Annotated in this window: 17 protein-coding genes; 6 read left to right on the top strand and 11 right to left on the bottom strand. The window is 70.7% G+C overall.

The window, feature by feature from the left end:
• Nucleotides 1-106 precede the first annotated feature (106 nt).
• Nucleotides 107-1,276 carry a ribonuclease D gene (locus AC6JA9_RS34125; RefSeq protein ID WP_223748447.1) on the bottom strand — a complete coding sequence of 390 codons (1,170 nt, stop codon included), beginning with the start codon at nucleotides 1,274-1,276 and terminating at the stop codon, nucleotides 107-109.
• 65 nt (nucleotides 1,277-1,341) lie between these two features.
• On the opposite strand from AC6JA9_RS34125, the gene ttcA reads away from it, so the two are divergent.
• The 4 genes from ttcA to AC6JA9_RS34105 all read left to right on the top strand — a co-directional run bounded on the left by ttcA (nucleotide 1,342) and on the right by AC6JA9_RS34105 (nucleotide 4,291).
• The gene (gene ttcA, locus AC6JA9_RS34120; RefSeq protein ID WP_408889344.1) at nucleotides 1,342-2,202 is read left to right on the top strand and encodes a tRNA 2-thiocytidine(32) synthetase TtcA; all 861 of its coding nucleotides are present in this window, start codon (nucleotides 1,342-1,344) and stop codon (nucleotides 2,200-2,202) included.
• A complete protein-coding gene (locus AC6JA9_RS34115; RefSeq protein WP_223748449.1) occupies nucleotides 2,181-3,005 on the top strand; it encodes a TerB family tellurite resistance protein in 825 nt (274 codons plus the stop codon). The genes ttcA and AC6JA9_RS34115 overlap by 22 nt, the downstream gene beginning before the upstream one ends.
• Nucleotides 3,006-3,018: 13 nt before the next feature.
• Nucleotides 3,019-3,843 carry a phosphate/phosphite/phosphonate ABC transporter substrate-binding protein gene (locus AC6JA9_RS34110; protein ID WP_223748450.1) on the top strand — a complete coding sequence of 275 codons (825 nt, stop codon included), beginning with the start codon at nucleotides 3,019-3,021 and terminating at the stop codon, nucleotides 3,841-3,843.
• A gap of 85 nt (nucleotides 3,844-3,928) precedes the next feature.
• Nucleotides 3,929-4,291: a GFA family protein gene (locus AC6JA9_RS34105; protein WP_223748451.1), complete on the top strand. Its 363-nt coding sequence runs from the start codon at nucleotides 3,929-3,931 to the stop codon at nucleotides 4,289-4,291.
• Between the two features lie 49 nt (nucleotides 4,292-4,340).
• On the opposite strand, the gene AC6JA9_RS34100 is transcribed toward AC6JA9_RS34105, so the two are convergent.
• The 6 genes from AC6JA9_RS34100 to AC6JA9_RS34075 all read right to left on the bottom strand — a co-directional run bounded on the left by AC6JA9_RS34100 (nucleotide 4,341) and on the right by AC6JA9_RS34075 (nucleotide 14,978).
• Nucleotides 4,341-5,753, bottom strand: a complete 1,413-nt coding sequence (locus AC6JA9_RS34100; protein WP_497958398.1) for a serine/threonine protein kinase — start codon at nucleotides 5,751-5,753, stop codon at nucleotides 4,341-4,343.
• A 108-nt stretch (nucleotides 5,754-5,861) separates the two neighbouring features.
• Nucleotides 5,862-8,870, bottom strand: a complete 3,009-nt coding sequence (locus tag AC6JA9_RS34095; protein ID WP_497960801.1) for a choice-of-anchor D domain-containing protein — start codon at nucleotides 8,868-8,870, stop codon at nucleotides 5,862-5,864.
• Between the two features lie 221 nt (nucleotides 8,871-9,091).
• Nucleotides 9,092-9,952, bottom strand: a complete 861-nt coding sequence (locus AC6JA9_RS34090) for an alpha/beta fold hydrolase (protein WP_223748454.1) — start codon at nucleotides 9,950-9,952, stop codon at nucleotides 9,092-9,094.
• A gap of 37 nt (nucleotides 9,953-9,989) precedes the next feature.
• Nucleotides 9,990-10,169, bottom strand: coding sequence for a hypothetical protein (locus tag AC6JA9_RS34085; RefSeq protein WP_223748455.1), 180 nt, complete (start codon nucleotides 10,167-10,169; stop codon nucleotides 9,990-9,992).
• A gap of 218 nt (nucleotides 10,170-10,387) precedes the next feature.
• Nucleotides 10,388-12,301, bottom strand: coding sequence for an AAA domain-containing protein (locus tag AC6JA9_RS34080; protein ID WP_473570453.1), 1,914 nt, complete (start codon nucleotides 12,299-12,301; stop codon nucleotides 10,388-10,390).
• A gap of 412 nt (nucleotides 12,302-12,713) precedes the next feature.
• Nucleotides 12,714-14,978 (bottom strand): S8 family serine peptidase, encoded by a 2,265-nt coding sequence (locus tag AC6JA9_RS34075; RefSeq protein ID WP_497958397.1) that lies wholly within the window; start codon nucleotides 14,976-14,978, stop codon nucleotides 12,714-12,716.
• A 376-nt stretch (nucleotides 14,979-15,354) separates the two neighbouring features.
• Here AC6JA9_RS34075 and AC6JA9_RS34070 point away from each other — a divergent pair, with 376 nt between their 5' ends.
• The gene (locus AC6JA9_RS34070) at nucleotides 15,355-15,828 is read left to right on the top strand and encodes an ATP-binding protein (RefSeq protein ID WP_223781649.1); all 474 of its coding nucleotides are present in this window, start codon (nucleotides 15,355-15,357) and stop codon (nucleotides 15,826-15,828) included.
• A complete protein-coding gene (locus tag AC6JA9_RS34065; protein ID WP_305070668.1) occupies nucleotides 15,815-16,585 on the top strand; it encodes a tRNA(His) guanylyltransferase Thg1 family protein in 771 nt (256 codons plus the stop codon). Before AC6JA9_RS34070 ends, AC6JA9_RS34065 begins: the two co-directional genes overlap by 14 nt.
• Here the strand turns inward: AC6JA9_RS34065 and AC6JA9_RS34060 are convergent.
• The 4 genes from AC6JA9_RS34060 to AC6JA9_RS34045 all read right to left on the bottom strand — a co-directional run bounded on the left by AC6JA9_RS34060 (nucleotide 16,582) and on the right by AC6JA9_RS34045 (nucleotide 20,244).
• Nucleotides 16,582-17,454, bottom strand: coding sequence for a transglutaminase-like domain-containing protein (locus AC6JA9_RS34060; protein WP_223781650.1), 873 nt, complete (start codon nucleotides 17,452-17,454; stop codon nucleotides 16,582-16,584). The two genes, AC6JA9_RS34065 and AC6JA9_RS34060, sit on opposite strands and share 4 nt — an antisense overlap.
• 23 nt (nucleotides 17,455-17,477) lie before the next feature.
• Nucleotides 17,478-18,020, bottom strand: a complete 543-nt coding sequence (locus tag AC6JA9_RS34055; protein ID WP_223748460.1) for a DUF350 domain-containing protein — start codon at nucleotides 18,018-18,020, stop codon at nucleotides 17,478-17,480.
• A 69-nt stretch (nucleotides 18,021-18,089) separates the two neighbouring features.
• Complete coding sequence (locus AC6JA9_RS34050; protein ID WP_497958396.1) at nucleotides 18,090-18,788, bottom strand: peptidoglycan-binding protein; 699 nt, start codon at nucleotides 18,786-18,788, stop codon at nucleotides 18,090-18,092.
• Between the two features lie 85 nt (nucleotides 18,789-18,873).
• On the bottom strand, nucleotides 18,874-20,244 hold the full coding sequence (locus AC6JA9_RS34045) for an ArnT family glycosyltransferase (protein WP_497958395.1): 1,371 nt from the start codon (nucleotides 20,242-20,244) through the stop codon (nucleotides 18,874-18,876).
• Between the last annotated feature and the right edge of the window lie 56 nt (nucleotides 20,245-20,300).

Genomic DNA, 20,300 nt, shown 5'->3' with positions numbered 1-20,300 from the left:
ACATGCGACGCGTGATGGTGTCCATTCCATCACCGCCGCGACAGGGACGGTAGCGCCTCGATGGGGGTCGCGGGTGACGCGCCCCTCGGAGCGAACGCGCGGTGCGTCAGCCGCCCTGCACGGGGAAGGCGGCGAGCAGCTCGATGAGGGCGGGGCCGTACAGCTTCAGCCGCTTCTCGCCGAGGTAGGGCACCCGGGCGAGCTCCTCCAGGTTCGTGGGAGGCTGGCTGAGCAGCGCATCCATCAGCGGGTTGGTGAGCACCACGCTCGGCGTCACCTTGCGCTCGGTGGCCTTCTCCACGCGGAACGCCTTGAGCGCGTCCTCGCGCTTGCGGCGGTTGGAGTCCTTGGGGCCCTTGTTCTCGCGCTCCGGCGCCAGCTCGCCCTTCTGCGACTTCTCGCGCTGCTCGCGGACGATGGCGAGCACCTCGTCGCCATGGGCCCGCACGAAGACGCCCCGCACGCCGGCCGCGCGCGCCAGGTCCTTGGGCGTGGAGGGCAGCCGCGTGGCGATGTCCGCCAGCGCCATGTTGGAGAGCATGCGCCCCATGGGCACGTTCTCCTGCTCCGCCCACTCCAGCCGCTTCTTGTGCAGCGCGTGCGCAATCGCGTTCGCCAGGGTGAACTGCGCGGGGGACAGCCCGGTGCGCGGCAGCTTGGGCTTGAAGTCCGCGCCCACGTCGGGCCGGGCGACGGCCTCGTCACACAGCCGCTCGCAGTCGAGCGTCACCTCTTCCAGGATGTCCGCGTCGATGCACGCCTGCCGCACCTGCCGGCCCAATTCGCACAGGTAGCGCACGTCGTTGGCGATGTAGGTATGCATGCCCGGGGGCAGCGGGCGCAGCGAGAAGTCCGACTGCTGGTGCTCCTTGGGAAGCTCCACGCCCAGCTTCTCGCGGGCCACGTCCGCCAGGCCCACCTTGGGCCAGCCCAGCAGCGTCGCGGCGCGGTGCGTGTCGAACAGGCCCCGCACGCGCACGCCCGCCTCCGCGAGGAACTGCAGGTCGCCCTGCGCCGCGTGGAAGTACTTGGTGCGCTCCGGGTCGGCCAGCAGCGGGGCGAGCAGCCGGGCCTCCACGTCGGGCTGGAGCGTGTCGAAGAGGAAGACGTCCAGGTCCGTGGCCACCTGGAGGAAGCACAGCCGGGCGCGGAAGGCGTGCATGGAGTCGGCCTCCAGGTCCACGGCCAGCTCACGCGCCGCCTCCAGCTTCTGGAGGGCGCTCCGGGCCCCTGCGGCATCCACCACGTCCACGTCACCCTGCGGGTAGGTAGGCATCGAGCTGAGCAGGCTAGCGGACCGGACCGCCTGAATGACGTGTTTTTTCCCGGGCCGCCGCTAGGATGGCCACGCCGATGAATGACGTCCAGCGCCTGGAGAAGAGTCTGCTTGGCCACATGGGCCGAGCCATCGCGGACCACCGCCTCATCGAGGACGGGGACCGCATCATGGTGGGTGTGTCCGGAGGCAAGGACTCCTACACCATGCTCTACCTGCTCCGGGAGCTGCAGCGCCGCGCGCCGGTGAAGTTCGACCTGCTCGCGGTGAACCTGGACCAAGGACACCCGGGATTCCCCGGCCACGTCCTGGAGGAGTACTTCCAGCGAGAGGGCTACGCGTACAAGCTCCTCAAGGAGGACACGTACAGCATCGTCCTGGAGAAGACCCCGCCGGGGAAGACGCAGTGCGCGGTCTGCTCGCGCATGCGCCGGGGCATCCTCTACACGGCGGCGGTGGAGCTCGGGTACAACAAGATTGCCCTGGGCCACCACCGCGACGACCTCATCCACACGCTCCTGCTGAACCTGTTCTTCGCCGGCTCCATCAAGGCGATGCCGCCGCTGCTCAAGAGCGATGACGGGCGCAACGTGGTCATCCGGCCGCTGTGCTACGCGCCGGAGAAGGACATCGCGAGGTTCGCGGAGCTGAAGGCCTTCCCCATCATCCCGTGCGACTTGTGCGGCACGCAGGAGAACCTGCAGCGCAAGCGGATGCAGAAGCTGATGGAGGAGCTGGGCAAGGAGATTCCCAACGTCCGTCAGAGCGTGCTGAACGCGATGGCCAACGTGCGGCCGTCGCACCTGATGGACCGGACGCTCAACCCGGACCCGCTCAACGCCGGCGGGGCCGAGTCGGCAGCGCCCACTCAAGACACGCAGGACACGCAAGGGGGAGCCAGCCCATGGCTCGAGAGCAGGCAGTGAGCGCGCGCAAGGAACGCAACGCCGCGCTGGTGGAGGTGATGTTGCTGGCGGCGATGGCGGACGGCCGTGTCTCTCAGCGGGAGATGCAGACGTTGATCAGCCGCGTGCTGGAGCGGCCGGAGTTCGAGGGCACACGTCCGGAGGAGCTCAACGCGCTGGTGGAGTCCAGCGCGGCCCGGCTGTCGGAGGCGCGGGATTTGGAGGACGTGCTGGCGTCGTTGCGGCGGCGGCTGCCGGACCACAAGAACCGGATGCTGGCGTTCGGGCTGGCGGCGGCGGTGGCGCTGGCGGACCAGCGGGCCACGCGCACGGAGCTGGGGCTCTTGAAGACGTTCCAGGCCGCGCTGGGCATCTCCGAGGACGAGGTGGCGCAGATCATCGACGTCATCGAGAACGGCGGCAGCCTGGCGGAGGCGCTGGGCGAGCCGCTGGAGCGGCTGTTCGCGGAGGTGATGGTGCTGGTGAGCGCGGCGGACGGGCGGCTGAAGGAGGCCGAGGCCCGGGCGCTGGTGGAGAGCTTCGCGGCGGACCCCCTGTTCGAGAACGTCAGCCCGGAGCGCGCGCAGAGCTTCGTGAGCGAGGCGGTGTCGGCCCTGTCCGCGGAGGGGCTGCCCCAGCGGCTCCAGGTGCTGGCCCACGGCCTGACGACGCACACCCAGCGGCTGAAGGCCTTCCGGCTGGCCACGAAGATTGCCCACGCGGGTGGGGAGCCCAGCCTGCCGGAGCAGCGAATCCTGGACCTGCTCCAGGCGACGTTCGGTCTGGCTGACGACGAAGTGGCGCGACTGGGCAGGGAGGGGTAATCAGGGGGCGGTCATGACCCTTCAAGTCCCTTCCGCGACCCGACACTCGTTCCGCTTCGGACTGCCGCCGTCATTGGGCAGTGAAACGGCGCGGGAGCGCGCGGACCGGCTGGCGGCCTTCCTCCAGCGGGCCATGGGCAAGCTGGTGGAGGTGAGCGTCGCGTCCAGCTATGAGACGCTCGCCAAGGACCTGCTCTCCGGGCGCGCGGACGCGGCGTGGGCGCCTCCCTTCGTGTGCGCGCGGATGGAGGCCATGGGGGTGCGGGTGGTGGTGCGCGGGGTGCGCCGGGGCATGTCGTCCTACCGCTCGGCGCTGGTGTGTCGGGCGGGGGCGGGGCTGTCGGTGGACCGGCTGAAGGGCGCCACGGCGGCGTGGGTGGACCGGGATTCGGTGGCGGGGTTCCTGCTCCCCACCGCGTACCTGAAGGCGCAGGGCCTGGAGCCGGCGCGGGCCTTCTTCGCGCAGCACTTCACGGGCTCGTACCGGGGCGCGCTGGAGTCGGTGCTGGACGGCAAGGCGGACGTGACGAGCGTGTTCTGTCCGCCGGCCTCCACGGGGCTGACGTACACGACGGGCGTGGAGGATGTGCTGGGGGCGGGCGCGGGGCGCCGCTTCGAGCTCATCGCGTACACGGACGAGGCGCCCAACGACGGCGTGCCGGTGGCCATGGGGCTGCAGCCGCAACTGGTGACGGCGCTGGAGACCACGCTGCAGGGCCTGCAGTCGTCGCCCGAAGGCGTGGCGCTGCTCAAGGACATCTTCAACGCGGAGCGCTTCGAGCCCGCGCCGCGCATGGGCTACCGCGCGCTGTACCGCGTGGCGCTCGCGAGCCTGTAGCGCCTGGCGTGGGGTGGGCCGCATGCCGCGACGCGGCGCGCGTTTTCGCGTGGACGTCCGGGCGAGCGCATGCAGGATGCCGCGCATGAGCGAGCTCAAGAGCTACGAGGGCGGCTGTCACTGCGGGCAGGTGCGCTACGAGGTGAAGCTGGACCTGTCCCAGCCGGCCATCCAGTGCAACTGTTCCATCTGTCAGAAGACGGGGACGATGCTGAGCTTCACGCCGGTGTCGCAGTTCACGCTGCGCTCGGGCGAGAGCGTCCTGACGGACTACCAGTTCAACCAGAACATCATCCACCACCTGTTCTGCTCGAAGTGCGGCGTGCGCTCCTTCGCGCGCGGCAAGGGCCCGGACGGCTCCGAGATGGCGGCCATCAACGTGCGCTGCCTGGACGGCGTCGACCTGAACACGGTGAAGACGTTCCAGTACGACGGCCGCAGCAAGTGAGTCACCGCGCCTCCGGGACACGGCCTCGGCTGTGTCCTGGCGCGGGACGCTAAGGCTCCTCGGGTTCCTCGGGCGGCTCGGGAGTCCGCGTGGGCACGCGTTTGGGCGCCGAGCCCGTCGTCCTGCCCGGAGGCGGTGAGGGCGCCTTGCCGGAGCCGGTGCCTCCCTTGGCGGGCATCGGCGCGGCGGACGAGGTCGAGCCACCGCTTCGTCCGGGCGCCGCCGAGCCACCGCTCGTCCCGCTTCGTCCGGCCACCGGCGCCGTCGCCGCCGAGGACCCCGTGGGCGCACGCCGGGCGGGCGGCATGGGCGAGGTGGACGACGCGGACACACCGCCCGGGTCCTTCACCATCGCTGGCGCCGAGGCCGAGGAGCCTCCAGGCTTGCGCGCCGGAGTCCCCGCGGGCGTCGGACGCGCCGTGGGCCGCTGACCGGAGCCCGCCGTGTCACCCGCGGCCGCTGCGGCCGCGGCCGCCTGCTGACGGGCCGCGAGCCTCGGGTCGTAGTGGATGACGGTGGGCTCGGCCGCGAGCCGCTCCTCCTCCAGCTCCTCCGAATACGTGTCCTGCATGAACGCCGCGAGGTGCGCGGGCGTCGCGTGCAGCTTCTGCTGCACCAGGAACTCATCCAGCGCGAGCTGCACCTCGCCCGCCGACGCGAAGCGCTCCTCGCGCTTGCGCGCCAGCGCCTTGAGCACGATGGCGTCCAGCGCCTTCGGGATGTCCGGCATCACCTCGGACGGCGGGACAATCTTGGTCCCCACCACCGCCTTGAGCGTGGCGATCTCCGTGTCGCGCTTGAACAGCCGCTGGTGCGTCAGCAGCTCGTAGAACACCGTCCCCAGTCCGAAGATGTCGGAGCGGTGGTCCAACGGCTCGCCCCGCGCCTGCTCCGGGGACATGTACGCGTGCTTACCCTTGATGGTGCCCACCACCGTCTGGGAGAACTTCCCCGACGCCTTCGCCACCCCGAAGTCGATGAGCTTGACCCCGCCGTTGTAGCCGACGAGCACGTTCTGCGGCGACACGTCCCGGTGGATCAACGCCAGCTTGCGCCCCGACGGGCTGCGCGCGTTGTGCGCCGCATCCAGCCCCGCCGCCGCGTCCGCGATGATGCGGCACTTGAGCCCCAGGGGAATCGTCAGCTTGCGCTGCTGCGCCCTGAGTCCCAGCGGCCCCACCGCCTCGCCGTGCACGTACTCCATGGCGATGAAGTACTGCCCGTCCACATCGCCCAGGTCGTAGATCTGCGCGATGTTCGGGTGGTTCAGGTGCGCGGCGATGCGCCCCTCGTCCAGGAACATCTCGATGAACTCATCGTCCTCGGACAGGTGGGGCAGCAGCCGCTTCACCACCAGCAGCTTCTGGAAGCCCACCGGCCCCTTCTGCCGGGCCAGATAGACGGCGCCCATGCCGCCGATGGCGATCTTCCGGAGCAGCTCGTAGCGGCCGAATGTCTCCACGTCGACGCCACGATAGCCGCGCCGGGGCCAACTGAGGAAGCCCGCGGCGCGTCATTTCCCCGCCACGCGAAAGGCCCCACCTCCCGGAGGACGTGGGGCCCCCCTTACTCAGGGGCTCGAGGTGGGCGGCGCCTTGCACACGCTGCGGTAGCGCACCTCCACCGCCTGCCCGGGACGAGGCACCGCCGCGCCGCCGAAGACGATGGAGTTGGTCGCCCCGTCGTACGACCACTGGCTCTCCGGCACCTGCTGGCCCTGCACGTACACGGACATCTCCGCCTGGCCCGTGGGTGTGGTCGTCAGCGGGAAGTCCGCCTGCAAATCGCCAGCGCGCTGGATGACCGAGTCGAGCAGCGGCCGGTAGTTGCCCTCGCAGATGGACTCCGCCCGGCCACCCGTGCCGCGCGCCACCTCCACGAAGCGGTCCGCGTCGCTGCCCGCCGTGGTGCAGCGGTTGTCGGTGGGCACCAGCGCGTACAGCTGGCTGCGGTGCGACATGCCCGTGCCCTTCAGCGTCTGGAGGAACTGGATGTAGCTGTCCGGCGCGAAGCCCGAGTTGTCGTCCTCGTCCGCCAGCACCACCACCGCCATGCGCGCCGCCGGCCGCGTGAAGCCCCAGTTGCCGTCGTTGGGCTGCGGGGTGCGCGGGTCATCCGTCTGCTCGGACAGGGGCGCCGACAGGGCCTGCCGCATCGTCTCCAGGCCCTGCACCAGGTTGTGGCACAGGCCCACGTCGATGTTCGCCTGCAGGCCCGCCGCCGCGTTGGGGCTGGAGCTGGACAGCACGCGTGCCCGGTTGCCGTCCACCGGGAACAGGCGCCCGGCCTCGCCGCCGTTGGCCCCGCCGCCGCACTGCGGCCCGCGCTGCACCAGGCCCGTGCTGGTGACGCCCATGCGCACGTCCACGTTCTGCTGCCGCGCGTAGTCCAGCCAGCCCGGAATCGCCGCCTTCAGGCGCTCCTGGTAGGGGTCCATCGTCGTCGTGTTGGAGACCACGAAGAGCACGTCCAGCTGGCTGTCGGTGCCCTGCGTGTAGCGGTCCACCTGGATGCCCTCGTGGTTGGTCTCGCCGAGCAGCGGCACCAGGAAGGGCGTCGGGTCCGTCGCCGTGCGCAGGTACAGGGGCGAGTAGTGCTGGCCCAGCACGGTGCGCGAGTAGTCCACCTCCAGCTCGAAGCCCTCGCCCGCCTGCAGCGTGCGCGGCTGGGGGATGGGCGTCAGCAGCGAGAACTGCGTGCTCGTCCCCTGGCCGATGTCCGCGCCCGTCACCGTGAGCGGCTCGCTGCACCGGTTGGAGATGTACGTCTTGCGAGGCGCCGCGGCGCAGTCGTAGCGGATGGGGCCGAAGTCCACGTAGGACGGCGTGGCCACCAGGCAGCTCTGGCGCGACACCCCCTTGAGCGGCAGCGTCACCGTGGGCGCCGCGGGGTTGTTCACCGTGAGCTTGAGCTCACCCGTGTACTCGCCCTCCGTCTGCGGCCGGAAGGCCACCATGGCGCTGAAGGCCGTGTCGTAGAGCACCACGCCGCCCGTCAGCCGGCCGCCCGGCATGAAGAACGCGCCGCCCGCGTCGTTGGACAGGTGCACGTCCTTCACCGCGCACTCGGCCCGGCCGGGGTTCTTGAAGCGGAAGCCCAGCACCGCGCCGCGGCCCGGCACCACGTTGCCGAAGTCCATCATCGGCTGCGGCGACAGCTCGTACACGCACGGGCCGCTGGTGCGCGAGCGACCGGTGAGGATGATTTCGCGCTCCGCGTTGAACAGGTCATCCGAGCGCACGCGCAGCCGGGCCCGGAAGCTGCCCTCCACCGTCGGCTCGAAGTAGACCTTCAGCTCCAGCGCGTCGTTGCCCGGGGCAATCTCCAGCCCGCCCGACTCCAGCGTGGGCCACGCGCCCGACGCCCACGGCAGCCGCTGCGTGCCGCGCGTGGGCACGTCCACGTTGAACTGGTTGCTGTCCCCGTCGGACGCCACGCCCATGAAGCGCAGCGAGCCGTTGGTGCCCGCGTTGGTGATGCGGATGACCTGCTCCACCTTGCCGCCCACCGGCAGCTCGCCGAAGTCCAGCGCCACGGGCGTCACCGCCAGCGTGGGCCGGCCGCCTCGCGCGTCCAGGATGACCTCCGACTGGCGCGGCTTGTCGGACGCGTACTGCACCTTGAGGTCACCCACGTTGGGGCCGGAGAAGCGCGCCGCGAACTCCATGGGCAGCTCCACCACCTCGCCCGGCGCCACCGTGGAGCCCTCCGGCTTGGAGAGCGGCACGAAGGCGTGGTCGCTGGTGATGAGCTGCGAAATCGTCACCGGCCGCCAGGTGATGTTGCGCGCGCGGGTGAACGACTGGGTGCGCTCGTGCACCGGAATCAGGTCGAACGGCACGGGCGCGGGGTCGAAGACGAAGGCGCTCGCCACCGAGTTGCCCTTGAGCTCCACCACCGACGGCGTGCACGCCTCGCACGAGCGGACCTCCAGCCTCGCGTCCATGCTGCCCAGCGCGCGCGGCAGGTACTGCGTGCCCACCTCCACGGTGGAGTTGGGCGGAATGGTAATCGTGTCGGGCGTGAAGGGGTCCGGCCAGTCGCCGCGCACCGCGAGCGTCAGCGGCAGGTCCACCGGGTTGTTGATGGTGACCGTCAGCTTGCGCTCGCTGTCCACCTCCAGCGTCTCGTAGTCGAGCACCGGCGGGAACAGGCCAATCTGCGTCGGCGTGCCCAGGCCGGTGACGCGCACCTGCGCCTGCGCGCCCTGGTTGGCGTCCGTGGAGACGAACACCGTCTCCTCCGTCACGCCCTCGGCCAGCGGATGGAAGCGCACCTTCACCAGGTGCGACTCACCGGGCATCACCCGGCCGCCACCGTCCGTCAGCTCCACCTCGTATGAGGGGTTGCCGATGATGGCCAGTGCCTCGATGGCGAAGAAGGGCACATAGCCGACATTGCGGATGCGCACTTCGCGCTCCCGCCACTCGCCCACCGGCACCTCGCCGAAGTCGAGCACGTCCATGTCCACCACCGCGGTGGCCTGCACCGAGCGGGTTTCATTCCCCTCGTGACACGCCATCGTGGTGGTGACGAGCACCGCCAACGCGAGGACTCGCCCCCTCAACCCCATCCCCATTGTCCGCTCCCTCACCCTTCTCCCCACACGCCCCCGGATGGGTCCGGTGCGTGATCCGCCGAGGCGCGGTAATCCAAATCGCATACCAACCGAAAGGACGAGGACGCTGTCCTGAATTCAAGGGGTTGGGATGCGCAGTGGCGGTAAGGAGCCTGGGGTGGAACCGACTTGCCCACGCCTGGGAAAGAGTTTTCCGGGCGTTCTGACCGGGTGACAGCCCTTCAGCGGATGAAGTCCGCGAGCGCGCGGGCGACATCCTGGGCACGCTCCATGTGGACGTGATGCCCACCCGGGAGCACGAGCGGAGGGCCCGAAAGTGTACGCAGCGCCGCGAGCCGCCGGTCCAGCTTCGCCGCGTCCGGCCACAGCCCGTCCTGGCCCCGGACGAGGAGCACCGGGCAGCGCACCTGCTCCTGCAGCGCCAGCCACTGCGCCTCGTCGTGTCCGTGCGCGAACCTCCGGCGGTGTCGTGGATCAAACGTGAAGACCACGCCTCCTTTCTCATGGGGCCGGGTGCCGTGCCGGGCCAGGTGCAAGGCGGCGGCCGGGGGCAGGGTGGGGTTGTTCTCCCTCAAGCGCGCGGCGGCGGCCTCCACGTCCGGATAGGGCTTGGAGTTCGGCGGCCGGCGCGCGTCGTTCATGAAGGCGCGCAGCCGCTCCACCGCGTACTCGGGCGGGCCGCCGGTGGGGCCCAGGCTCTCGATGAGCGCCACGTCCAGCACGCGCTCGGGCCGCACCGCGGCGTACGTCAGCGCGATGATGCCGCCGAGCGAGTGGCCGACCAGGTGGGCCTGCTCGAAGCCCAGCCCGTCCAGCGCGGCCTCCACGTCCAGGAGGTGGTCTCCCGCCTGGTAGTTCGCCTCGGGCGGGGCGTGGGCGCTCCGGCCCATGCCTCGGAAGTCGAGCAGCGCCACGCGCCAGTCGGCGGGCACGTGCTCGAGCACGGCGTCGAAGCTGTGGGAGTGGTCCAGCCAACCGTGGAGGAACAGGACGGCGGGCCGGGTGGGGGCGCCTGGACGCACGCGCACGTGCAGGCGCAGGCCCTGGGCGTCGACGAAGCGGGATTCGAGAGAGAGGGACACGGGCGGCTCCTGACCCGTGCCTTATCTCATGGTCCGCCTAGCGGACCGGCGACGGCGGACGCGGCGGCCCACCCGTGTCCGGCTTGGACATCACCATGGCCAGCTGCCGGGCCTGGTTCTCCGTGGCGCACCGGTACTCCTGCACCTTGCCGTTCTCCTTCTCGATACGGAGAACCCAGACGTCGTTTTCCTTCGTCACGTTCGGACGTTGAGACATGTGGCGGTTCCTCCCCGCCACGGCGGTAAGCATGTCTCATGCCCGACAACGGGGCTTGAGCCAAATACCTGATATCCGGATGCGCTCCCCCGCACAGGTGGGTGGAGGTGACAAATTTGGTTCGCCGTTGCGACAATTTTTGGAGGCTGACCCCGACAGTCCTTGCGTAGTACCCCAGGGCTGGGTCGGCGTGGACCTGCCGATGTGAGGCATTGCGCTCAGGGGGCGTCGGGCCACTCCCAGGCGGAGCGGTAGCCGGCGCTCGTTTGAGTTCCTTCGATGAAGCGGGCGTAGAAGGGGTGGCCGCTGAGGGTGGCGGAGTCGCCCACGACGAAGAGGTGGCGGCGCGCGCGGGTGAGGGCGACGTTCATGCGGCGCAAATCGTTGAGGAAGCCCACCTGGCCCTCGCTGTTGGAGCGGGTGAGGGAGACGAGGATGGCGTCCTTCTCGCGGCCCTGGAAGGCGTCCACGGTGTCGACCTCCACGTCGGGGGCGAAGGGCTCCAGCCGCTCGCGCAGGCGGTGGGCCTGGGCGCTGTAGGGCGTAATCACGGCGAGCTCGCGCGGGTCCAGGCCGTGGCCGAGCAGCGCGCGCACCCGGGCCTCGATGAGGCCCGCCTCGCCGGTGTTGAAGAGGCTGTGGGTGGTGGGCTCGACTTCCTCATCGAAGCCCTTGCCGGCGGTGTCGAGGAAGAGGACGGGCGGGGCGTCGACCTCGGTGCCCGGGGGCAGCACGTCCTGGAGCGTGTGGTCCGCGACGGAGGGGTGCGCGCGCAGCTGGCCCGCGTACATCTCGCGCGAGGGGAAGTCCATGATGCGCGCGTTCATCCGATACTGCTCGCGCAGCATGCGCTTGACGCCGTCGCCATGGTCCTCGAGCAGGCGCTCGAAGAGGCTCACCGCCAGGCCCGCGCGCGCGGCTTCCTGTGAGAGCACGGTGGGCGGCAGCTGCTGCGGGTCTCCGGCGAGGATGACGATGGGGGCGCGCAGGAAGCCCAGGAGCGCGAGCGGCTCGGTGGCCTGGGTGGCCTCGTCGAGCAGGGCCAGGTCGAACTTCTCGCCGGCGAGCACGCTGGACTCCAGGCTCGCGAGCGTGACGCAGACGACGTCCGCGTTGGCGAGCACGGAGCGCACGGCCTTCTTCTCCAGCGCGCGGGCCTCGTCGAGCATGGCCTTGGCTTCCGTGGTGGAGGCGCGGGCGTTGGAGAAGCGCTCGCGGCTGCGGCCCTGGGTGCGCTGGCGCCGGGCGTAGCCGAGCAGGGAGAACGCCTCGTCGAAGAGGTCTCGGGAGATGACGCGGTCGGGGTGCTCCTCCACGACGATGTCCAGGGTGTGCTCCTGGAGTCGGGCCGCGACGCGGGCGGGGTGGCCCACGCGGATGGCGCGCAGGCCCTTGGCGAGGCACAGGTCCAACAGGTGGTCCACGGCGGCGTTGCTGGCGGCGGTGCACAAGAGGCGCTGGCCTTTGGCCACGGCCTGGGCGGCGACCTCCGCGAGCACGGTGGACTTGCCGGTGCCCGGGGGGCCGTGGACCAGGAAGAAGTCCTCGGCGGCGAGCGCGCGCTTCACGGCGTCGAGCTGCTCGGGGTTGAGGGGGCGGCTCGGCTCGAAGTCCCTGGGGGTGTCGGAGCGCGGGGGCTCGTTGCCCAGCAGGACCTCGCGCTTGCGGCGCTCCAGGCCCTTGTCCATGGCCTTCACGCGCTGCAGGCCCGCGCGCATGCGCTCGTAGGTGATGTCGTTGGGGACGACGTCCAGGCGCAGGAGGCCCTCGTGGACGTAGGGCGGCGGGGAGCGGTCGAAGGCGAGCTGCAGGCGCGTGGCGCTGGCGCGGGAGACGAGGGCGCGCGCGGGCTCGCTCACCTCGGCGCGGCGGGGGAGCACGGCGACCAGGTCTCCGTTGTGGAGCCGGGCGGGCAGGCGCGCGCGGTCGGCGCGGGCGAGCGTCAACAGGACGCGGCCTCCCAGGCCGACCGCCTCCTCCACCGTCTCCAGGTCGAGGACGGACAGGCCCTGCTCCTCGCGCTCGTGGAGGGACAGGCCCTGGGCGAGGGTGGCCAGGCGGGCTTTCTCGGCCTCGCGCTCCTTGGCGAGGAGGGAGCCGAGCTGGTCGAAGAAGGAGACGTCACGGGCCATGGCGCCGAGTCATGCCACGCGGGCGAGTCGGGCGGCCAGTGTCTTGGGTGCGCCCGTGTCGCCCGGAGGGCGGAGCGGTGTTCCCGTGCACGTCGCGATGGTCAGCGCCGAGGCCAGGCCAGCGGACTTTCGCGCGGCGAGGACGCGAAGGACGGCCGCTGGCGGCGCTCCGTGAACGATGGATGCGGACGTCCGAGGCACGCCGCCGGACTCGAGGCGCTTCGGGTGCGCCGCTCGTCAATGTGGGGGCGACCTCGGTCCATCCGCGCGAGGCGGGAGGGCGCCTCGGGGGGGCGATGCACCACCGGGGCCGACGGGCCGACCCCGGTGGTGTCCCGTGAGCCATGCGCTCACGGACGATGTGTTCGGGCACGCGCGCCGAGGCCCGCTTCCCGGTCCCGGCGCGAAGGCGCTACGGGACGATGAGGCCGCCGCTCACCACCAGCGCGTACTTCGCGTCGATGACGCGCGTGGAGAGGTCGGCGTCCTGGACGATTTCGTCGCCCAGCACCTCCACCTTCCAGCTGCCCGCCTCGGGCGAGACGAGGAAGACGTTCTCGACGGTGTCGACCTTGTTGGACACGCCGCCCGCCGTGGAGACGTTGCCCGCGGACAGGCCGTTGTTGCCCCAGTAGACGACGCCCGAGGGCGACGTCACGCGCAGCGACAGGTCATTGATGCGCGCCTGGGCCGCGCCCACCGTGCCGGCCGGGTCCGTGTAGACGAGCGTGACGTTGAACTCCTTCTCGGTGCCCGTCACGGAGACCTTGTACTCGTTGACGCCCAGGGGCAGCAGGGTGTCCGTCTCGTTGATGATGCTGGTGGAGCCGGAGCGGTCATGCAGCCGCTTCAGGTCCGCGGTCCCCCAGCCCTGGCGCACGCGCGTCAGGTCCGCGTTGTTGCCGGTGACGTTCCAGTTGTAGCGGTGCGCCAGGTTGATCATCAGCGCCTTCGCGGTGGCCATCTGCGGGCGGCTGTCGAACACGTCCGCGCCGCCGCCGAAGCCCGCCCACACCCCCTCGTGCCACATCTGGAACAGGAGGCCGAAGTGGCCCGCCGTCTGCGGCGTGGCCGCGCTGGTGCCGCTGAAGTTGTAGTACGACGTGTTGCTCGAGTTGTTGGCCGAGCGGACCGCGTCGTAGAAGAACGACAGGTCCGGCTTGATGCGCCCGTCGGCCGCGGGGCCGATGCTCGCGCCGCCGTTCCAGCGGTCATCGTCGCGGTTGGCGTTGTCGTAGTGGTAGAAGCCGCCCACCGACACGATGTTCTTCGCCCACGCCTGGGGCCGCGAGTTGCGCGTGCCGGAGTTGCTCTGCGACTGGGTGCTCAGGATGGGGTGCTTGAACAGGTAGTCGTCCACCTCGGCGGAGATGGTGGTGTACGCGGTGCCCAGCGTGCTGCCCACGCTGGAGGTCTGGAACACGGCGCGGTAGGGGCCGGCCGGGTCCGTCAGCTCGCGGTTGATGTCGTAGCGCGACTTGGTGCCGCCGAACTGACTGGACTGGCTGTAGAGGAAGAAGATGCCCTGGCCGTCCGGCAGGAGCCCCTTCGCGGTGGCGTCCACGCCCCTGGCGAAGTTGATGCTGTAGCAGCTCGTCCCGTGCGCGCTGCCCGCGCTGGACGTGCTGTGGATGAGCGGCGGCGTCGCCCACTCCTGGTGCGTCGTGCGCAGCTCGGTGTCGAAGATTTCGCCGCGCACGCCCTGGCCCGTGAAGCCCTCGGCCGTCTGGATGTAGTTGGCGCCGCCGACCTCGCGCACGTTGTTCATGTCCACTTCACCCGGCCCGCCCCACCGGTCGATGTACTGGACGGCGTTGGAGCGCGCGAGCCGCTCCAGCTGGTCCTGCGTGAGCGTGGCCTCCACGCGCAGCCCGCCGGCCTCCACCAGCTCCACCGTGCCGCCCAGCTTGCGCACCGCCTCGGCGACCTCGTCCTGACGCGCACTGCCGCGCTCGCCCACCATGATGGAGTAGCGCTGCGGCTCCATCTTCGCCGCGCGCCCCGTCAGCGACTCGCGCAGCACGTCCTCCACGCGGTACTCGGGATGGTACGGCCCCACCCAGCGCACGAAGGGCAGCTCCGCCACGCGCTTGCGAGCGTCCGCGTCCAGCTCCACCAGGTACGTGTGGTCCGTGAGGAAGCGCAGCACCTTGCCACCCTCGCGCTCCAGCGCCTCGCGCAGCTCCGGCAGCGGCGTGGCCTGCAGCTGCACCAGCGAGAGCGTGTTCCCCGTGTCCGCGGCCAGCGTGTCGGCCACCAGCGGCGCGCCCTGGCGCACCGGGTCGAAGCTCACGTGCGCCAGTCGCACCTGGTACGAGGTGGGCTGCGCGCGCCCGAGCAGCTCCGTGCCGCCGCGGCTGTAGGCGAAGAAGTCCTGGCGCTTGCCGTCCGCGCCCGTCTCCTCCCAGACGTGCAGCTGCAGCGTCGTCTTGGGGACGGACAGCGTCCTCAGCGACTGGATGGTGTTGTCCGTGCGGTGCAGCACGCGACCCGCGCCCGTGACGAGCGCGTGACGTCCGCCCGCCGTCGCCACCAGGCCCGTGGCCTGCTTCGCCGAGCCCAACGCCGCCGCGTCCACCACCCGCGCGGGGAGCAGCGACGCGCGCTCCACGCGCGAGGGGGACTTCGAGGCCGCGAGGACCGGAACGGGGGCCACCATGCCCAGGCCCAGGGCCATGACGGAGAGCCGACGCCAACGTAACGCATACGACGAGAGTGAGGTCTTCATGGGTGTCTCCTGCTCGGGTTGCGCTTCGTGCTGCGGCCGCCTCTTCCGGACTTCAGTCCGGACGGCGGATTACGACAACTCTTGAAATCAATTAATTCGAGACTTAATTGTTAATCGAGCAAAGCCAGTCGAATCAACACATTCGCCGCGAAAGGTGCGCGAGCTGTGCAGCGGCGTACAGCACGAGCGAATCCGGGTAGACGCGAGGCTCCAAGCCCGCGCGACGTGGTGAGTGGCGCGTGGGTATCCCGCGAGCGGTGCGCATGCGCGGCGCGGGGTCGAGCGTCAGCCGGTCTGTCGGCGCCGCGTCCGGAGGGCTTCCGCCATGGAACTCATCCTCTTCATCGGGTTGCAGGCCTCCGGCAAGAGCCGCTTCTTCCGCGAGCGCTTCGCGGACACGCACGTGCTGGTGAGCAAGGACCTGTGGCCGCACGCGCGTCGCAAGGAGGCGCGTCAGCGTCGGCTCGTCACCGAGGCGCTGGTGGCCGGTCGCTCAGTGGTGGTGGACAACACGCACCCCGACTGTGAGCAGCGCTCCCCGCTCATCGCCCTGGGGCATGGGCTGGGCGCGCGGGTGGTGGGCTTCTATTTCGAGTCGCGCCTGGAGGACTGCCTCGCCCGGAACGCCCGGCGCGAGGGTCGGGCGCGGGTGCCGGAGGTGGCGCTGTACGCCACGGTGAAGCGGCTGTGCCGGCCGCGCCGCGAAGAGGGCTTCGATTCGCTGTACCACGTGCGCTGGGCCGCCGAGGGCGGCTTCATCGTCGAGGACTGGAAGGAGGACACGGATGCTGGACGCTGACGAGCTGGCCGGACGCATGCGACAGGGGGAGTGTTTCCACGCGCTGCGCCTCCTGCCGGGCGCCTGGGCGGTGCTGCGCGTGGACGGGCGGGGCTTCTCGCGCTTCACGCAGGAGCGCTTCGAGAAGCCCTTCGACCCGCTCTTCCACCGGTGGATGGTCCGCACCGCGAGCACGCTGCTGGAGGAACTCCAGGGCGTGTACGCGTACACGCAGAGCGACGAAATCTCCGTGCTGCTGCGGCCGGACGCATCGCTGTTCGACCGCGCGGTGGAGAAGCTGGTGTCGCTGTCGGCGGGCCTCGCCAGCGCCACCTTCACGCACGCGGCGGGCGTGCCGGCGGTGTTCGACGGGCGCGTGTGGCTGGGCGCGGACGAGCGCGCGGTGCTGGACTACTTCACGTGGCGGCAGGCGGACGGCAGCCGGTGCGCGTTGCAGGGCTGGTGCTACTGGACCTTGCGCAAGGAGGGCTTGAGCGCGGCGCAGGCCACGCGCGAGCTGGACGGCAAGCCGGTCGCCTTCAAGAACGAGCTGCTCTTCCAGCGCGGCATCCACTTCAACGAGCTGCCCTTGTGGCAGCGCCGGGGCTCCGCCATCTTCTGGGAGCGCTACGTGAAGGAGGGCGTGGACCCGCGCGATGGCTCCAGGCACCAGACGACGCGCCGCCGGCTGGGCGTGGACTCGGAGCTGCCGATGAAGGAGGCCTACGAGCGCTACCTGCGAGGCGTGCTTGCCGGGTCCACGCCGGAGCCGCGCTAGCCGGAGGTGACGGCGTCCAGCGGCATCACCCGCCACAGCCGGGGCTTGTCGTACTTGGGCGGAATCATGCCCGGTGGCCAGCCCTCGGCGGTGACCTCGGCGTACTGGTAGCTGCGCCCGCCGTGTCGCAGGCGGGTGCCCGTGCCCGGCAGGCCCACGCCCACCGCCGCGTGGGCCAGCGGGTCCGAGTAGAGCATCACCGCCTCGATTCCCACCTGCCGCAGGAGCATCACCGCGAGCAGCGCCTTGGAGTCGCAGTCCCCCCGGTTCCTCGCCGGCACCAGCGCCGGGGGGATGATGCCGAAGGGCTCATCGGTGGGCACCTCGTACTGGATGCGCTGCACGAAGCCGAGGATGAGCCGCGCGGCCTGCTGTGAGTCCAGCCCGCGCTCGCGGATGGTGACCATGAAGCGCTCGCCCAGCGCCTCCACGGGCCCCGCGTTGCCGCGCATCAGCTCCTCGTAGATGCAGCGCATGTCCGCGGAGCAGCCGCTCGGGGGCTGGTAGGTGAAGCGCTCTTGGCCCAGCGAGCGGTAGCGCAGCCTGCGCCCGAGCACCTTGTGCTGGTCCTCCAGCCACGCGTCCAAGAGCTCACCCAGGCCGTACCCCAGCCGGCTGCCCGGCGGCCGCAGCCCCTCCGTGTTCCAGTCGTACGTGCGCGCGCGCGAGGGCGACGTGTCGGCCGGGATGAGCACCAGGCCCAGGTCCACCACGTCCGCGCTCGGAGGCAGCCCCGGCTCCACGGCCGGCGCCTTCGTGTCCACCAGGTGCCCCACCATGCCCACGCCCAGGCAGCACAGCACGCTGGTCAGCGTGAACCCGGCGAGCAGCAGCTTCAGGGCCGTCTTCAGTCCGGCGCTCGTGGACATGGCCTCGTCCGTCGCCTCCCGTGTCAGGCCGGCGCCACCAGCGTCCCCTCGGGGAGCTGGGGGAAGGGGATGAGCCCGTTGAGGGCCGCCTGGAGCCCGGGCGCCGTCAAGAGCGCGAGCACCAGGAGGATGGCGGAGAGGATGAGCCCCGCGGCGACGTTGCCCTTGCGCACCTCCGCCAGCTCGTCGATGCCGGGCGTCATCCGGTCGAACAGGAGGATGCCCAGCGCCAGCACGGTGACGCCGACGATGAGCGACAGGCCCACGTGCAGCGCGGCCACGGCGACGAGCCCCGGCACCATGGACCATTGCAAGTGAGGGGCGCGCACGGCCAGGTCCACCGCGTCCGACGTGGCCTGCACCGCGTGCTGCACCAGCAGCCCCAGCGACACCAGGCTGGAGGCGTGCACCAGGCCCGCCGCCACGTTGCCCTGGCGCAGCTCCTCCTCCGGCCGCGAGCCGAGGATGCGGCTGAGCCCGCGCAACGCCAGCCAGATGCCCAGCGCGGCCACGAGGCCGCCCAGCACCACCTTGATGAGCCCGACGACGAAGAGGGTGAAGTCCATGGGGAGCGCGAGCGACGCGTCACCCGCGCCGCCACGTCAGGACTCTACACCCTGTGGGGCGTCAGCGGCTCACCCGTACTTGAGGCCCGGGATGAGCGCACCGGCCGTCCAGCCGCGGTTGTGGGCGCTGAAGATGTTCACCCCGTACGCGGAGCCGCGCGCCTCGATGGTGCGCCCGTCGCCCAGGCTGATGGCCACGTGGCCGGGGCGGTACAGGAGCGCGCCGCGCGTGCGCAGGGCCTCGTCCACGGAGATGGTGGTGCCCTTCTGCTTGAAGTACGGCAGCTGGTTCATCGTGCCGTCGGGCACCTTGACGCCCGCCTGGTGGGCCGCCCACTCGACCAGCTCCGAGCAGTCCCACTTCGACGGGTTCTTGTCGCTCATCTTCGTCTCCGCGCCGAAGACGTAGCGGTCCCCGCGCTGCGCGAGCGCCTTCTGCACGAAGGTCTCCGCGCTGCCCTTCGTGCCCGGCTGCTGCGCGGGCGGCCTGGCTCCGCCCGTCTTGTTCAGCGCGCCCCACGTCTTCGGGCCCACGATTCCGTCCTGCACCAGGCCCTTCGCCTTCTGGAAGGACAACACCGCCGCGTGCGTCTTCGGCCCGAAGATGCCGTCCACGGGGCCCGGGCTGAAGCCCGCGGCGGCCAGCTTCTTCTGCAGCGTCGTCACTGTCGGGCCCTTCGAGCCCTTCTTCACGGTGGGGGGCGTGGCGGCGGCCGCGGTGGCGGAGGTGGAGACTCGACGCGAACCCGCAGAGGAGACAGTCGACATGGGGGGACCTCCGTTTAATTGGCAAAAACGGTTTCCCTTGTTGTCGGTGAGAGGCTTTGAAAGTTGTCATGCCCTCCCGGGCACGTCAGGGTCTGGCATTGCGGACCCACCACACCCGGAAGAAATGCAGACGACGTCCCTGGAAAGTTCCAACCAGCTCGACGTGCTCGTCCATGATTTCGAAGCGGTCCGTGAGGGCGGCGGGAGCGAACGGGCCATCCTCTTCCACCCAGAGCACATCTTTCCCAGGCGGGATGGGGGGCTCTCCCCAGACGTCATATTGGCTGAAGCGGACGGGGCCGGCGGTGCCCACGGGGACGCGGGCGTAGTGTGCGATTTGTGACGCCAGCTGATAGTTGCCGGCGAACACCGCGACGACGCTGTCTGGCTTCATCCCCGGGAAGAGCTTCTCGGGCGTGGACAGCTGGCTGAGCACGTCCCAGCCGTGGGTGCGCCACAGGGCTGTATCGCGTTTGAAGTTCAGCACCGGGAAGAACAGGTGCAGCGTCACCGCGAGCACCACCGCGAGCCCCGAGGAGGCCGCCGCGATTTGCCAGGGCCTGCGCATGCCCGCGACGCCCACGCAGACGCTGACATAGGCCATGGTGGTCCAGTTGACCTCGCCGCGCGCGCGCGACGCCGCGTAGCCGAAGAACAGCAGCGGCACGAGCGCGGCCATGCGCAGGAGGAACTGCTCGCGCGGGCCCTTGAACGCATAGACGAACGCGAGGGGCAGAATCACCAGCCCACCGAAGGCGAGCTGCCCCGCGATGAACTCACCGAGCGTGCCCCAGCCGCCCTTGCCCTCGAGGCCGTGACGCAACTGGAACGCGATGCCCACCCAGTCATGGCGCGCGTTCCACAGCAGCACCGGGAGGAGGCACAGCGCCGCCAGCGCGCCCGTGCCCCACGCGCCCTTCGGCAGGCGGCGCACCCTCACCGCGGTGATGAGGAAGGCGACGCCCAGGAGCACCGCCGGGAACTTGGCGAGCAGCGCGAGCCCCGACGCCACGCCGGCCCACACCCAGCGCTCGCGCCACAGGGCCCACAGGGCCAGCGTCCAGAACAGGAGCAGCGGGGAGTCCGGCGTGGCCCAGACGCCGGCCACCATGCCGCCGGGCACCACGCTCCACAGGGCCGCGGCGCTCCAGGCGGCCTGACGGCTCTGGTACACGTCGCGCGCCAGGCCCCACACCGCGGCGATGGTGCCCGCGCCGCACACGAGCGCGGTGGCGTGGATGCCGAGCAGGGCGATGAGCCACGCGACGAGCGGAGGGTGGTCGTAGTAGCCCCAGTCGAGCCGCCGCGACCATTGCCAGTAGTAGGCGGTGTCGAAGTAGACGTCGGTGCCGAACGCCAGCATGAGCCTCACGATGAGCGCCACGCCCACCAGGGCGATGCACGTCTTCAGTCCGAGGCCGACGGGGTTGGGCGGGGCGGGGGCGAGGGAAACCATGCTCACGTCTTGTCGACAGCGTACCCTGCTCGCGTTCGACAGTGGAGGGTCGCGCC

Source organism: Myxococcus sp. MH1, assembly GCF_059738865.1.
This window is presented reverse-complemented; position numbering and strand designations above follow the sequence as displayed.